We start from the raw sequence: 13,610 nt of genomic DNA, 5'->3' as shown, positions 1-13,610 counted from the left end.
AATTTATAATTATTATAATCTAGTAATCTCTATAAATCAACCCTTTTGCTGGAATTAATTTGAACAAATTATGAACTGTTGTAAATAAAAGGCCCTATTACGGTGAAGTAATAGGGCCTTTGTTTGAGATATGGCTCTTGTTTTAAACGAGCCGCTTCTGCTTTTATTTGTTAAACAGCTTTTTGCTTTTCTTCTACATCCTGTCCATCCCAGCACTCTGTATTCTTTAAGCCAGGGATAGAGTTTGCAACGAAGACAGGATCTTTTCCTTGTTTCTTCTGCTTCAAATAGTCTACTAATGCAGCGTAAGCAAATTTGCTAAGGAATGAGATGGCAATTAAGTTTGTGAATACCATTAGTCCCATGAATAAATCAGCTAAACTCCAAACTGTTTTAAGAGCAGCGATTGATCCGAAGAATACCATTCCGACAACTGCAACACGATAAATCATTAACCATGTTTTACTTTCTTTAATGAATGCAATATTTGTTTCACCATAATAGTAGTTTCCTAGTAGAGAACTGAAAGCGAATAGGAAAATAATAATCGCTAAGAAAGTGCTTGCCCACGGTCCGATTTGTGAACTTAATGCGTTTTGTGTTAATTCGATACCTTCTAAATTCGATCCTTTGTAAAGTCCAGAACATAATACGATAAATGCTGTTGATGTACATACTAAGAATGTATCTACGAAAACACCTAATGCTTGAACGAATCCTTGTTTAGCGGGGTGAGATACATCTGAAGTTGCAGCGGCATTAGGAGAGCTACCCATACCTGCTTCTGTCGCAAATAAACCGCGCTGAATTCCGTATTTGATTGCTGCACCAATACCACCAGCGATGGCTTGATCTAATCCGAATGCACCATTAAATATTTCCATGAAAATGCTTGGTAACATATTGAAGTTTTTTATAACAACAAAAACAGCCACACCGATATAAACGATTGCCATTGGAGGAACAATCATTTCAGTAATACGTGAAATACTTTTAATACCACCAAAAATAATAACTGCAACTAATACAGCTAATAGAGCTCCTACGATCGTTCGCTCTAGACCAAAAGCATTTTCAAACGCTATTGTTACTGTATTGGCTTGAACTGAATTGAAAATTAATCCGTACGTAACTGTAATAAGAAGTGAAAACCAGACACCCATCCAGCGTTTGTTTAACCCTTTTTCCATGTAGTATGCTGGGCCACCACGGAACCTGCTTCCATCTTTTACTTTATAAATTTGCGCAAGCGTACATTCTACAAAACTAGTAGCTGCTCCGATAATCGCGATAAACCACATCCAAAATATTGCGCCAGGTCCACCCATTGAAATTGCTAGTGCTACACCGGCTAAGTTCCCGATACCGATACGTGCTGCTGCACTTAAGCAAAATGCTTGGAATGGAGAGATGCTATCTTTCTTCTTTTCTTTTCGATTGAATCCTTTACTAATTAAACTGACCATCTCACTGAATTGAGTAATTTGGACAAATTTTAATTTAAAAGAAAAATAAAGACCGAAGCCGATTAGCATTGCAATAAGAATATATGACCATAAAATATTATTCGTTACCTCAAGGAATCTGCTAAAGATATCAACCATATAATACACTTCCTTTTTTTCGTAATAAGAAAATTATATGCAAAAAATATACGAGAATCAATTTTTCTAAAAAGTTATGTTACTTAAATCATTTTTGTGTTATGATTATGTTACATCGTAATATTTTTAGAATTATTTACATTTTAAAAAACTAAATTTAAAGCGAGAAAGTGGGGATAATTTGAGAGAAGAATCTTTATTGAAAGTAAGCCTTGAGAGTTTGAAAATGAGAAGCAACATATTTTTTATCATTACATCTTTAAGTATCTTTTTAGGGGCCACTTATTATTACAATAAAAGATTTCCAAACCACAAATATCCTGAGTGGTTAGAATTTCTAAAGTTGATTGCATGAATAAAAGACAGAAAAACAGAAAATTAAAATAAAAAAGTTGTGGAGGAGCTAAAAATGAATATTAGAGAAAGTGAACTTCCGGGTATTGGTTATAAGTTTCAAATCGTTACGAAAGGTAACGAAAAGATGGTAATTGTCATTCATGATGATGGACGTAGAGAAATGTATCATTTTGATTCAGACCATGAAGAAAGTATCTCGAGTATTTCACTACGTGACTCAGAGGCAAGACAAATCGCAGCAATATTAGGTGGAATGGTATATAAGCCTAGGGCGTTAGAAAATGTTGAGATGGTTTTTGAAGGTTTAGCGATTGAGTGGTTTAAAGTGGAGAATTCAGCTCCAGCAATCGGAAAAACAATTGGCGATCTTGAAATAAGAAAAACATATAGCGTAACGATCATCGCAGTTATGAAGAAGAACATGAAGAAGCTATTTAATCCAGGACCAGAAACAGTAATTGAAGAAGGAGATATGCTTGTAGTTTCAGGTGAGAGAGAAGAAATTAAAAAAATCATTAATGAATTACTTTCAAATAGGGGGGACTGACTAGATGGATACGTTAATTTTTGAAGTTGGTACAGCTTTAGTTTTAGTGGCAATTGCAGCGGTAATTGCAGGGAAATTTAAATTCTCAGTAATTCCTTTTCTAATCGTTCTTGGAATGTTAGTAGGACCGCATGCACCGACAATAGGTGTTATCGATCTCAAATTTATTGAAAGTGCAAGTGTAATTTCCTTCCTTGGACGGATTGGGGTTCTATTCCTTCTATTCTATCTAGGATTAGAATTTTCAATGAAAAAACTAATTAAATCTGGACGCTCTATTGCGATTGGCGGAACGATTTATATTTTAATTAACTTTTCACTTGGTTTGTTATACGGATTTATAATGGGATTCCCATTACTAGAAATCTTAATTATTGCGGGTATTATTACGATTTCTTCTAGCGCTATCGTTGCTAAAGTGTTAGTGGACTTAAGAAGAACTGGTAATAATGAAACCGAATTAATTTTAGGAATTATTATGTTTGAAGATATATTCCTTGCTGTATATTTATCAGTTGTTTCTGGTTTAGTACTTGGGGATCACGCTTCCTTCTTAGGTGCCCTTACTTCAATTGGAATTGCTTTAGGATATATGCTTCTATTCTTTATAGTAGCTAGAAAGGCTACACCGTTATTAAATAAATTGCTCAATATTAGCTCAGATGAAATCTTTATTATTGTAGTATTTGCTTCTTTATTCTTCATTGCTGGTTTTTCAGAAACAATTCACGTTGCAGAAGCAATTGGAGCACTTCTTCTAGGATTAGTTTTCTCTGAGACGGAGCATAGTGACCGAATTGAACATCTTGTTGTTCCATTTAGAGACTTTTTCGGAGCTATTTTCTTCTTCAGCTTCGGGTTAAGTATTGATCCGTTCTCATTAGGCGGAGCGATATGGTTAACGTTAGGTGCTGTCCTTCTTACGATAATCGGTAACTTTGTAGCGGGAATGATTGCAGGAAGACAAGCTGGATTATCTCATAAAGCATCAACAAATATCGGATTAACAATCGTTTCAAGAGGAGAGTTCTCCATCATTATGGCTAATATCGGTATCGCCGGTGGTTTAATGTCAGTCTTAAAACCATTCTCAGCACTATACGTGCTTATACTATCCATTTTAGGCCCACTTCTGACAAAAGAGTCGAAGAATGTATATAAATTCTTAAATAAAATCTTTAAGTGGGATACGAAGACTAACTAAATTTAAAAAAATAAAAGTACAAGATATTTCCTGCTTGTACTTTTATTTTTGCAATGAAAACAGTAAAGAGAGGTAAATGATGCTAGGAGAGTTGATTCATTCAGTTTTAGTTTTTTTAGAAGGACTTGGTTATTGGGGAATTATGCTGGGATTAATGCTAGAGGTTATTCCAAGTGAAATCGTATTGTCTTATGCAGGTTATTTAGTATCAACAGGAAGCATTACATTTTGGGGCGCTGTCGCGTTCGGTACAATTGGTGGTGTAATCGCACAACTATTCATTTATTGGATTGGTCGATATGGAGGAAGACCTGTTCTTGAACGATATGGAAAATATATTTTAATTCAGAAGAAACATATTGATTATGCTGAAGATTGGTTTAATCGTTATGGAACTGGCGTTATCTTTACTGCACGTTTTATTCCGGTTGTGCGTCATGCTATTTCGATACCAGCAGGTATTGCGAAAATGTCACATGCTAAGTTTATTACGCTAACTACATTAGCTGTTATTCCGTGGTCGATTGTGTTTGTATATTTAGGTTTTAAATTAGGAACAGAGTGGGAAAGCATTAATAAAGTTGCGGGGCCATATGTGAAATACTTTGCACTTGCTGCTATTGTTTGTGCAATTGGTTATTTTGTATTAAAAAAAGTGATGAAAAAAAAGTGATTACGGAAAAGGAATCTATGTCGACATAGGTTCCTTTTTTATTGGTATTTTTTCAAGGATGAAAGAATACGTTTAATATTTACCATATTGTGGCATACATATAGAAAAAGGGTGCTTGGAAAGGGGATTATAGAAAAATGGAACTCCAGTTTCAAAATGTATATCAACAGGTAGAGAATTGGTATGTGTTGGATTCGGAGCTTCCTTGGGATGTCAAAAAGCTGAGAGAGGATTTGTTTTCTCTTATTGAAGCATGTAAAACGCCCGTTATTTTTTGTGATACGTGTGATGCAAACGATGTGCTTCTATCATTAGGGGAAGAGGAAGAAGAGTTCTTATTTCCAGTAGGTGGTTTTTATCATAAAGAAAAGCAATTAATTTTCGTTTGTATGTGGGAAGAGTATGAACAAGTTCTCAAAACGCTACTGCATGAATTTCGCCATGCGATGCAGCATAAGAGAGATATATTGTATGTGGGAAGTGAACGGTACGAAGAGCGGTGGATTGAAAAAGATGCGAGGAAGTTCGCGGAGAGGAAATTGGATGAATATAAGAATAGAAAGTTAATGTAAAGCATAGTGGAGAAATAGCGCTGTGCTTTCTTTGTGCTTATTAAAAATAAGTATTTGACTTTTATAAAGTTTAGTTCTAAACTAATGGTATAAAACGAGCGAGGTGATGAAATGAAAACAGGAGATAGATTAGGGCTACTATTATGGTTTCGTTTATCACGTTTTTATAATAAGAGTATTCGTGAGACGAATCAGCATTTGAAGAAATGGAATGTATCTGCCGCCCAGTTTGATGTGTTAGCTCAAGTTGGAGGACATGATCGTTTAACGCAGCAAGAACTTGGAAATAAGCTATTTGTTACGAAAGGAAATGTAACGCAGCTTTTAAATAAAATGGAGCAGCTTGAGTGGATTTCGCGTGAACAAGAGGGTACTACGAAATATATTTCTTTAACAGAAAAGGGAAGAGCTTTATATGAGGAAATCGTCCCACCTCAAGAAACGTTCCAAGCAGAGAAGTTTCATAATTTAAATATAGAGGAACAAAAGCAATTATTAACATTACTAAAAAAGTTACAGTAAGAAGAAATTTAAAAATAAATCTCGAATTCGAGATAGTATGAGGTGAAGGGTATGTTTAGAAAAGTTGATCATAAAAATATGGGCAGAGCAAATCATGGCTGGTTAAATACACATTTTCATTTTTCTTTTGCTAATTACTATAACCCAAATAACATGAACTTCGGAGCGTTACGTGTTATTAATGATGATCTAGTAGCAGCACAAACTGGTTTTGATATGCATCCGCACCGTGATATGGAGATTATTTCTTACGTTGTAGATGGTGCTTTAACACACGAAGACAGCATGGGAAATCGCGGAACGATTGAGCGTGGACATGTTCAATATATGAGTGCTGGCACGGGTGTATTTCATAGCGAGCATAATTTAGGCGATGAAACGCTGCGTTTATTACAAATTTGGATTTTACCAGACCGTGCGGATCATAAACCAAACTATGGTGAGTTTAAATTTGATTGGAGCAAGCGCGAAAATGAATGGTTTCATATGGTATCTTCAGTAGAAGGAAATGCACCAATTCAAATTCACCAAGATGCGAATTTATACTCCTTATCATTAGAGGCTGGAAAAGAAATTCATTTTCCAGTGAAAGAAGGCCGTCAATTGTACCTTGTACAAATTGAAGGAAGCAGTGTAATCAATGGTGAAAATCTTGTTATGCGTGATGCAGCAGAAGCGGTAGAAGAAGATATTCATATTGAAGCAAAAGAGCAATCTCATTATTTAGCAATTGAATTGAAAAAACAATAAAATATGTAAAAAAGAGGATATCCAATAGGATGTCCTCTTTTTTGATTGGAATTGTCTGAAAAATGTTTCTCAAATTTTCGGTGGAGGTATCGGCTGAAAAAATCAGAATTTTATAAAAGTGTCAAAAATCTTTATGGGAATGGGGAATGTTATAGTGAAAAAGCAAGTCATTTCATCAGCATTAGCGTTAACTGTTATCGCCGGGGGATTTGGAGCGTTTGGGGCAACGACAACGAAAGCGGAAGAACAAAAAATTCAATATCATCAAGAATTTAAAACACCTGCATACATAGGTGAAGAATGGAAAGCACCGGAAGGACTAGATAAAAAAGAGACGGTCTTTCAATACTTAGAGAGTAAGAAAGATATGTTTAAATTAGCAGGAAATATTGAAAAGCATTTTAATATCGTTGGGGAAGAAAAAGACGCTGAATCTGATACGACACATGTGAAGTTAGTTGAGAAACATAATAACATTCCTGTGTACGGTTCTGATCAAACTGTTACACTTGATAAAGAAAATAATGTAAAAGCATTCTTCGGACAAGTTATTCCGAATTTAGATGATAAAAATATTCCTGCAGCTGCAAGTATTACTGCGGAACAAGCAGAAACAATTGCAAAGGCAGATATTGAGAAAGAAATTGGTAAAGTAAAGAGTTATGACGGTGTGAAAAAAGATTTATTTGTATATGAAAAGGACGGTAATTACTACCTTGCATACTTAGTTAAGGCATCGATTTCAAAACCAGCTCCAGGGTATTGGCATTATTTTGTTGATGCAACGAATGGAAATGTTATTGAGAAATATAACGCTGTAGATAACATTACTGGATTTGGTTACGGAGTATTAGGAGCTAGACAATCATTTGAAATTGCTCAAGATACGAAAACAGGACAATTCAACTTGTTTGATGGTAAACGAGGACAAGGTATCCATACATTTGATGCAGAGAATATGGACGAGAACTGGTTTAATTTATTCTCGCAATGGCTTGGATATACAGGAGAAGAAGTTGAAAGTAAATCTAAGTTCTTCGAAGATAAAGCTGCAGTTGATGCGCATGTAAATGCAGGAAAAGTATATGATTACTACAAAAAGACATTTAATCGTAACTCTTTCGATGATAAAGGTGCGAAGCTTATTTCTACTGTTCACGTAGGAGAGAGCTGGAATAACGCGGCTTGGAATGGTGTACAAATGATGTATGGTGATGGCGATGGAAAAACATTCATTCCATTATCTGCTGGACTTGATGTTATCGGTCACGAATTAACGCATGCTGTAACTGAACATACAGCAAACCTTGTTTATAAAAATGAGTCAGGGGCGTTAAATGAATCGTTATCTGATATTATGGGTGTTATGGTTGAGAAGAAGAGCTGGGATTTAGGTGCTGACATTTATACACCTGGTAAACCAGGCGATGCACTTCGTTCATTAAAAGATCCAGCGTCTATTCCAAACCCATTAAAACCAGGTGAAGGTTACCCAGATCACTATAATAAACGTTATACTGGAACAGCTGATAATGGCGGCGTTCATATTAACAGTAGTATTAATAATAAAGCTGCTTATTTAGTATCTGAAGGCGGAGATCATTACGGCGTGAAAGTAACTGGAGTGGGCCGTGAAGCGACAGAAAAAATTTACTACCGCGCTCTTACGAAATATTTAACTGCAAACTCTGACTTCAAAATGATGCGTCAAGCTGCTCTTCAGTCAGCTGAAGATTTATATGGTAAAAACTCTAAAGCTGTACAAGCTGTAACGAAAGCTTATGATGCAGTAGGCGTAAAATAATAAGAAAAAAAACCTGACTAAAGTGTCAGGTTTTTTTTCTTTATCCCGCTAGTCGCGAATACCTAATGCGATTTTCGCCATACGTGACATACGTTCTTTCGACCACGGTGGGTTCCAAACGACATTTACTTCTATTTCATTAACTTCAGGTACGTTCGTTGATAATACTTTTTTAACGTCTGATACGATTTGCCCAGCCATTGGACAACCGATAGAAGTCATAGTCATCGTAATGACAGCATTATTATTTTCATCTGCTGTAACATCATACACTAATCCAAGATTAACGATATCAACACCTAGTTCAGGGTCAATAACAGCTTCTAAATTGGTAAATAATTTATTTTCAAATGCTTCTTGTGACATAAGCAGCCCCTCCTACAATTTAATGATATCGATTCTCATTATAACGGAAATGAGCATAATGTGCAGGAAATGAGCTCAAAAAAATATCCCTCTTTGAAAGGGGGATATTTTTTGAAAAGCTATTCTGTTTTAAAATGAGATACGAGTTGATCTAACTCTGCAACTGTTTGTTTCATTTTTCCAGCAGTTACTGTCATTTCATTCATAACGATAACTTTCTGTTCAGCAGATTGTGCTGTTGCGGCGGTTTCGCTGGATACTTCAGTTGAGATAGAAGCGATGTTATTAAGTGAAGCGTTCATTTCTTCAGCACTTGCAGCCATCTCTTCAGCAGTTGCTGATATATCTTGCATTTGAGTAGATACTTTATTTACTTGTTCTACAATTGTTGAGAAAGAAGTACCAGCTTCACGAATAACATTAATGCCTTCAAATGCTTCAGAACGGCCTTGAGACATCATAGAGCTAGCAGTTTCTGTATCATTTTGAATTTGATGTAGTAATTGATTAATGTCTGTTGCAGCTGTTTTAGATTGTTCAGCAAGTTTTCGAACTTCGTCAGCTACGACAGCAAAACCTTTTCCTTGCTCGCCAGCACGAGCTGCCTCAATAGAAGCATTTAAAGCAAGTAAGTTTGTTTGCTCAGCGATATTAGAAATAGATTGTACAGCAGTATCAATATATTTCGTATGAGTGATTAGACGTTCAACCACTTCTGACGTAGCATTTACAGCTTCGTGTATTGTTGTCATTTGTGAAACAGATTTTTGGATAACGGTACTTCCATCGCTAGCATGTTCAGATGTGGCAACAGCAAGTTCCGCTACAGATGAAGCAGATTCAGCAATACGCTGAACACTTACTGCCATATCATCCATTGCAGTTGAACTTTCTTCCATACTAGAAGTTTGTGATTGAATACTTGCATTTAAGTTGGACATCGAGCTTTGGACTCTTATTGTCGCCTCGCGTGATGTATTCGTTTTTTCTAGCATATTTTCAGAAGCGGTTTGTACTTCCACTGATGTTTTTTGAACACGATTAATGATATGTTGTAGGTTTTCTAACATTTTATTAAATGATGCTGCGATAGCACCGATTTCATCGTTGCTATTTACTTGTAGACGTGCCGTTAAGTCACCTTCTTGAGAGGCTAATTCTTTTAGTTTCGTGTCAATTTGTTGAATTGGTTTCACAAGTTTACCAGAGAACCACCATGCAAGAATAATTGCAACGACGATACAAATAACAAGTGATAGAAAGACTGCATATTCAATTCCTAGTGAAGATTGATCAATTTTTTCAATAGATTGATCACGCAATTTAGCTTGCTCATTACTGTAATTTGTGAAATCACCAATTACTTTATAAACAGAGCCATTTTCTGAAGAAGCTACTTGTAAAGCTTCTTCCCATTTTTGCTCTTTTGCAAGAGTGAATACTTTTTCTTCAATGAACTTTCTCCAAGTAGACCCTAATTCCATTGTGCTTTTTACGGACGAAGAAGCATTTGGATTAGAAAGAAGTTTATCTTTTGAATCCTCAAGACGTTTACTCATCTCATTAAACTTGTCTAATTCGACTTGATCATGTTGTAGTAAATAACCTCTTAAAGCAGAGAGCTGTACTTGATAGGCGTCTCCACGCTCTTTTAATTCTGTTGCCAGTGGAGAAATTTCTTTTTGTAATGTTTCAGCTTTACGAGATTGGTCAATAGCAAAAAATAAAATAAATGCTAAGGCGATACCGAATAAAGCGCAAATCGTTCCCATCATGAACATAAGTTTTTTTCTGATACTTACAAAATTCATATAATAAAAAGCCTCCTTTGTGAAATCTTAGTATTAGAATTAATAAATGTAAAAAATTGAAAGAAAGCTTTACTCCAGTTGGAATAAAGCTTTCTTATTTCCTTTAGGAATTATAGCAGACGGAATGAGAGATAGAAAGAGATATTTTAAAGTGAAAAAAGAGAGACTGTAAAACTTGCTTTCCTATACCTTTGAGCTCGTGTCATTTTCACTTTAAGCGTTTGTTTTGAAATGAGAAACGAGAACTTCAAGTTCTTGTACGATTGTTTTCATTTCAGATGATTTGTTAGCCACGATACTCATTTTGTTTACTTGATCACCAGCCGAATGTGCTGTTTGTGATGTTTCTGCAGCAACTTCGTTTGAAATAGAAGCGATATTATTTAAAGCTGCGTTCATTTCTTCAGAGCTTGCAGCCATCTCTTCAGCAGTTGCAGACATTTCTTGCATTTGCGTAGAGACTTTGTTAATGTGGTTAACAATTTCTGAGAATGAAGATCCGGCGGTACGAATAACCGTAATTCCTTCAGAAGCCTCTGCTTGACCTTGTGTCATCATGTCATTTGCTATTTTTGTATCGGCTTGAATTTGATGAAGTAAATGGTTAATGTCAGTTGCGGCTAGTTGAGATTGTTCAGCAAGTTTTCTAACTTCATCGGCAACAACAGCGAATCCTTTGCCGTGTTCACCAGCACGAGCTGCTTCAATAGAAGCATTTAAAGCGAGTAAATTTGTTTGCTCGGCGATATTCGAAATAGATTGAAGTGCAGTATCGATATGATTTGTATGTGTAATGAGTCGCTCAACTACTTGTGATGTAGCGTTAACGGCTTCGTTAATTGTATGCATTTGTGTAATAGATTTCTCAATGACTTTATTCCCATCATCTGCTTTTTCTGAAGTTGTGACAGCTAAACTAGTAACAGAAGAGGCGGACTCAGCGATACGCTGAACACTCGTTGCCATGTCATCCATTGCGGTTGAACTTTCTTCAATGCTAGACACTTGTGAACGAATATTGTGTTCAAGAGCATTCATAGTCTCTTGGGTCCTTGCGGTATTTTCCATAGAAGCGGTTGTTTCGATAAATACATTTTCGGAAGCTTCTTTTACACTTGTTGATGTTTGTTGAACTTGTTTTATTATATGCTGTAAGTTAGTGAGCATTTGATTAAAGGAATTTGCAATGTCACCAATTTCATCTTTACTCGTTACGTGTAATCTAGCCGTTAAATCTCCATCTTGAGAAGCTAATTCTTTTAACTTCTCATCAATTTGTCGAATTGGTTTAACGAGTTTACCAGAGAACCACCATGCTAATAAAATAGACGTTAATGTACATGTAATGAGTGAGAAGAAAATAATATATTGAATAAGTGATGAAGAAGACTCGACATCAGCAATTAATGCGTCACGTTTCTCATTTTCTTCATTTGTATATTTATTAAAACGACCTAAAAGATCATTTACATAATCTGTTTGTGCTAACGCAATTTTAGATGCTTCGTCCCATTTTCCTTCACGCGCAAGAGGTAGTACCTCATTATCTATGATGCTACGCCATTTTCCTCCCATTAAAATGGCTTCTTTCATTCCTTCTGGGAGCTTTTTGTCACTTGTTACTTTCTCTCTAGTATCAGCTAATTTTTTCCCTTCTCGGTTGAACTTATCTAATCCTTTTTGATCATGTGATAGCAAATATTCTTGTAAACCAGCAACTTGTGCTTGGAACCAATCGCCACGTTCTTTTAAAATCGTCGCTCTTTTCGATACATCATTTTTTAACGTTTCGATTTCACTTGCTTGATTCATGGCGAATGAAAGAATAACAATAAGAGCAATGCTAAATAAAGAAGAAATGCTTAAGAGTGTGAACAGTAGTTTTTTTCGAATACTAACATATTTCATCGTTACCCCTACCCTCATTTAAACTATTTATTATGATTTATAGATATTAAAAACAAAATTAATAAAAACATTATTATGAAGTTATTAATCTGTTCAATGAAAATTATAGCAGATAATGGAAGGGGTCAGATTGGTATTAGAAAAAGTTCTTAAAATGTATACATTTGCATATCATAAAATTCATAAATAAATATTAGAAATGCTATTGAAATTTGAAATAACATCATGTATACTTCTAATTAGTTGATAACGATTATCAATATCAACTAAAACATTACTCTTCGTTATGTTGGTCATACCCCTTTTTGACGACGTAAGTCAGAGACGAAATGTTGAAATATCTTGTGTCCTATTCTACAGAATTATGGTAATCTCCAACCTCAACTTATATGCGTGAGCATGCAAAAAGGATCCTATCCGTGAAGGGATCCTTTTTTGCATGCTGTCGCAATTATTGTATATAGACCAGGGATACGTTCTTCGATTCCTTCTGGTGCAGTAGAAGGGAAGACCCATCTTTGATGAGATCCATGTTCTTCAACTAGTTTTTCAATTTTAAAATGTTCTTCCGCGAGCGTTGTAATAATTTCTCCTAACGTCCAGCGACGGATGGTTGTTTTCGGTAAAGACTCTTTCTGCGCTTCTGTAAGAAGAATACTGTAAGCAACATCATCTTCAATCAATTCTTCATCGAAATAATTTCCGCTTGCTCGAAATGATGGGTGATCTACTCCTAATAGCTTTGTGTATATTGGATGGTAATCGCGAAGGATAAGTATACCACCAGGCTTTAGTAGTTGAGAGATTTTTGTGAAAAGTGGTTTTAAATCTAGAAAGTAATGAAGTACACCAAGCTCCAGCAATACGATATCAAATGATTTTGAGAGATTTACATTTAGTACATCAGAAACGATGTAATGAATAGAAACGCCTGCGGCATCTGCAAGTTCATTTGCATATTTTGCATTACTCGCTGAAATATCAACAACTGTTACGTCAGAGCCTAAAATGGCGAGAGCAACAGCTTTATTTCCTTTTGAGCCGAGTAAATTAATAATACATTTTCCTTTTGGAGATTGTATGTAAGGTAAATAATGTGCTACTTCGCGTGTGGGATCTTCCATGATTTTTTTCGCATAATCCTCCGGTGCCCCATGGCGATTCGTCCAAGCTTCATAAGCAGCTGTATTCCAGCTTTTTTCATTTATAGTGCTTAGTTGTTTTTGGTTCAATGTTATCACTCCTTTTGTGAACGTATAGGTATTCGGCGGGAGGATGGGATTTCCTGTTTTTTTTGATTTAAAGTTTGATTTTTCTGTTAGTTAGTCGTAAAATACGTGTTATACGTAAAAGCGTTGAAAAGGAAAAGTAGAATGAAAATATTCTTTCCAGAGAGCTTCGGTAGCTGAAAAGAAGCAAGAATATTCATTTGAACAATGGCCTTTGAGCTTCGTCCTGAACTTATCAAATGATAATAGTAGGCGGCGACGAG

12 protein-coding genes and 1 other annotated feature (1 of these 13 running past the window's edge) are annotated in these 13,610 nt (G+C 35.6%); of the genes, 7 read left to right on the top strand and 5 right to left on the bottom strand.

All coding sequences use genetic code 11. From position 1 onward, the window contains the following. Positions 1 to 170 precede the first annotated feature (170 nt). Positions 171 to 1,604: an alanine/glycine:cation symporter family protein gene (locus tag AC241_RS25130; RefSeq protein ID WP_016079799.1), complete on the bottom strand. Its 1,434-nt coding sequence runs from the start codon at positions 1,602 to 1,604 to the stop codon at positions 171 to 173. A 409-nt stretch (positions 1,605 to 2,013) separates the two neighbouring features. Between AC241_RS25130 and AC241_RS25120 the strand changes: the two genes are divergently transcribed. The 7 genes from AC241_RS25120 to nprB all read left to right on the top strand — a co-directional run bounded on the left by AC241_RS25120 (position 2,014) and on the right by nprB (position 8,033). Beyond that, complete coding sequence (locus tag AC241_RS25120) at positions 2,014 to 2,508, top strand: cation:proton antiporter regulatory subunit (RefSeq protein ID WP_016079800.1); 495 nt, start codon at positions 2,014 to 2,016, stop codon at positions 2,506 to 2,508. A 4-nt stretch (positions 2,509 to 2,512) separates the two neighbouring features. Then, positions 2,513 to 3,712 (top strand): cation:proton antiporter, encoded by a 1,200-nt coding sequence (locus AC241_RS25115; RefSeq protein WP_000380223.1) that lies wholly within the window; start codon positions 2,513 to 2,515, stop codon positions 3,710 to 3,712. Between the two features lie 79 nt (positions 3,713 to 3,791). Further along, positions 3,792 to 4,385 carry an undecaprenyl phosphate transporter UptA gene (uptA, locus tag AC241_RS25110; RefSeq protein ID WP_000900216.1) on the top strand — a complete coding sequence of 198 codons (594 nt, stop codon included), beginning with the start codon at positions 3,792 to 3,794 and terminating at the stop codon, positions 4,383 to 4,385. Between the two features lie 137 nt (positions 4,386 to 4,522). Then, positions 4,523 to 4,957 (top strand): DUF3920 family protein, encoded by a 435-nt coding sequence (locus tag AC241_RS25105; protein WP_043935782.1) that lies wholly within the window; start codon positions 4,523 to 4,525, stop codon positions 4,955 to 4,957. Between the two features lie 111 nt (positions 4,958 to 5,068). Continuing rightward, positions 5,069 to 5,479: a MarR family winged helix-turn-helix transcriptional regulator gene (locus tag AC241_RS25100; protein WP_016079803.1), complete on the top strand. Its 411-nt coding sequence runs from the start codon at positions 5,069 to 5,071 to the stop codon at positions 5,477 to 5,479. A gap of 51 nt (positions 5,480 to 5,530) precedes the next feature. Further along, on the top strand, positions 5,531 to 6,229 hold the full coding sequence (locus AC241_RS25095) for a pirin family protein (protein ID WP_000488928.1): 699 nt from the start codon (positions 5,531 to 5,533) through the stop codon (positions 6,227 to 6,229). A 154-nt stretch (positions 6,230 to 6,383) separates the two neighbouring features. After that, complete coding sequence (gene nprB / locus AC241_RS25090) at positions 6,384 to 8,033, top strand: neutral protease NprB (protein ID WP_042969179.1); 1,650 nt, start codon at positions 6,384 to 6,386, stop codon at positions 8,031 to 8,033. A 48-nt stretch (positions 8,034 to 8,081) separates the two neighbouring features. Here the strand turns inward: nprB and AC241_RS25085 are convergent, their stop codons facing one another. The 4 genes from AC241_RS25085 to AC241_RS25070 all read right to left on the bottom strand — a co-directional run bounded on the left by AC241_RS25085 (position 8,082) and on the right by AC241_RS25070 (position 13,350). Continuing rightward, positions 8,082 to 8,399 (bottom strand): metal-sulfur cluster assembly factor, encoded by a 318-nt coding sequence (locus AC241_RS25085; protein ID WP_000076420.1) that lies wholly within the window; start codon positions 8,397 to 8,399, stop codon positions 8,082 to 8,084. Between the two features lie 119 nt (positions 8,400 to 8,518). Continuing rightward, on the bottom strand, positions 8,519 to 10,210 hold the full coding sequence (locus AC241_RS25080) for a methyl-accepting chemotaxis protein (RefSeq protein WP_016079805.1): 1,692 nt from the start codon (positions 10,208 to 10,210) through the stop codon (positions 8,519 to 8,521). A 213-nt stretch (positions 10,211 to 10,423) separates the two neighbouring features. After that, positions 10,424 to 12,118: a methyl-accepting chemotaxis protein gene (locus AC241_RS25075; protein WP_016079806.1), complete on the bottom strand. Its 1,695-nt coding sequence runs from the start codon at positions 12,116 to 12,118 to the stop codon at positions 10,424 to 10,426. A 413-nt stretch (positions 12,119 to 12,531) separates the two neighbouring features. Further along, a complete protein-coding gene (locus AC241_RS25070) occupies positions 12,532 to 13,350 on the bottom strand; it encodes a class I SAM-dependent methyltransferase (RefSeq protein WP_029443547.1) in 819 nt (272 codons plus the stop codon). A gap of 114 nt (positions 13,351 to 13,464) precedes the next feature. After that, positions 13,465 to 13,610, top strand: a binding site (T-box leader); it runs 125 nt beyond the window's last position.

The organism is Bacillus thuringiensis, from assembly GCF_001182785.1.
GTDB lineage: Bacteria > Bacillota > Bacilli > Bacillales > Bacillaceae_G > Bacillus_A > Bacillus_A thuringiensis_S.
This window is presented reverse-complemented; position numbering and strand designations above follow the sequence as displayed.